This window comes from Actinomadura sp. WAC 06369 (genome assembly GCF_003947565.1).
GTDB lineage: Bacteria > Actinomycetota > Actinomycetes > Streptosporangiales > Streptosporangiaceae > Spirillospora > Spirillospora rifamycini.
Genome location: NZ_QHJN01000349.1, coordinates 1 through 1,952 on the forward strand (window position 1 = coordinate 1; position 1,952 = coordinate 1,952).

At 76.1% G+C, this 1,952-nt stretch carries 1 protein-coding gene and 1 pseudogene; both read left to right on the forward strand.

Annotation, left to right across the window (positions count from 1 at the left end; translation table 11 throughout):
* Nucleotides 1-1,683: ATP-binding SpoIIE family protein phosphatase (locus tag DMH08_RS39325; protein ID WP_125621346.1), on the forward strand; the 1,683-nt coding region annotated here is incomplete at its 5' end.
* 57 nt (nucleotides 1,684-1,740) lie between these two features.
* Nucleotides 1,741-1,952, forward strand: a pseudogene (locus tag DMH08_RS39330) (hypothetical protein); the annotation flags it as partial.

The following is a 1,952-nucleotide window of genomic DNA, read 5'->3' on the forward strand; positions in this document are numbered from 1 at the left end:
CTGCCGGACGGCGTCGCGCCCGCCCGCCCCGACGCCGTCCGGCAGCACCTCGCGTTCCTCGGCGAAGCCGGCGACCAGGTCGGCGGCTCCCTCGACCACCTCCAGGCCGCCCGCGCCCTCGCCGCCGCCGTCGTCCCCCGGCTCGCCGACTTCGCCGCCGTCGAACTCCTCGACGTCGTCGCCGACTCCGCCGGCCCCGCCGCCGACATCGCCGACACCGTCCGCGTCCGCCGCGTCGGCGTCGTCCACAACGACGACCCCGGCCGGTGGGACGAGATCGCCCCCGAAGGCGAGATCCTCCGGCTGCCGCCCGGCACGGCCTGCCTCCAGGCCATGCGCACCGGCCGCACCGTCCACCTGCCCCGCGTCGACAAGGCGTGCGCCGACCGGCTCGCCGCGCCCTTCACCGACCGCGACCTGCGCCCCCTCTACACCGGACGCGCGCTGGTGATCGTCCCGCTGATCGCCCGCGGCCGCGCCCTCGGCAACATCAAGCTGCTCCGCAAACCCGACCGCCCCGGCTTCGACGACGTCGACCTCGCCCTCCTCGGCGAACTCGCCCGCCGCGGCGCGCTCTGCATCGACAACGGGCGCCTCTACCGCCGCGAGGTCCACGTCGCCCAGGAACTCCAGCGCAGCATGCTCCCCGACGACCCGCCCGACGTCGCCGGCGCGCGCGTCCGCTACCGGTACCGGCCCGCCGGGCAGGCCGCCCAGGTCGGCGGCGACTGGTTCGACGCCATCCCGCTCCCCGGCTGCCGGCTCGGCATCGTCGTCGGCGACGTCATGGGGCACGGCCTCACCTCCGCCGCGATCATGGGCCAGCTCCGCACCGCCGTCCGCACCCTCGCCGGCGAGGACACCCGCCCCGGCCGCCTCCTCCGCCAGCTCGACGGCCTCGCCCGCCGCCTCGGCGAGGACTACCTCGCCACCTGCCTCTACGCCATCTACGACCCCGTCGCCCGCACCTGCACCCTCGCGAACGCCGGGCACGTCCCGCCCGTCCTCGTCGGCCCCGACGGCGAGAGCCGCGTCCTCGACCTCCCCGAAGGCGTCCCCATCGGCGTCGGCGGCGCCCCCTTCGAAGCCGTCCAGATCCCCGTCGAGGACGGCTCCCGCCTCGTCCTCTGCACCGACGGGCTGCTCGAACGCCGCGACCGCGACCTCGACCAGGGCCTCCGCGAGCTCCGCCGCCACCTCGCCGCCGCGCCCCCCGACCTCGACGCCGCCTGCGACGCCGTCCTCGCCGGCCTCGGCAGCGACAACCCCGTCGACGACGTCGCCCTCGTCGCCGTCGGCTTCGACGGGATCCCGCCCGCCGACGTCGCCGCGTGGGACCTCGAACCCGAACCGTCCATGGTCCGCTGGGCGCGCGCGCAGGTCGCCGACCGGCTCGCCGCCTGGAAGCTCGACGCCCTCACCCCCACGATCCAGCTCCTCGCCAGCGAACTCGCCACCAACGCGCTCCTGCACGGCGCCGGAGCCGTCCGCCTCCGCCTCGTCCGGGGGCGCGCCCTCGTCTGCGAGGTCTACGACGACGGCGCCGACCTCCCGCACCTGCGCACGGCCGCCGCCACCGACGAGACCGGCCGCGGCCTCCAGCTCGTCAGCCACCTCGCCGGCCGCTGGGGCACCCACCGCACCGCGCACGGCAAGGTCGTCTGGTTCGAGCACGACCTATAGGGAACCGTCACCCCCGCGCCAGATCATTTCCGGCGCCCGCTCCGTTCAGATCGAAAGGTGGGCGAACAACTGACGCTGCCGGTCCCGGAGACCCTCGAAGCCGTCTACGCCGTCGCCTCCACCGCACCGGTCACCGCCGACCTCGCCCGCACCGAGATCGCCCGCCGCATCGAACCGCCCCTGCGCGACCTCACCCTCGGCATGCTCGACAGCCCCATGGTCACCCTCGACCAGCGCCCCGCCGCCGACTGGCCCCCGCTCCCCACCGA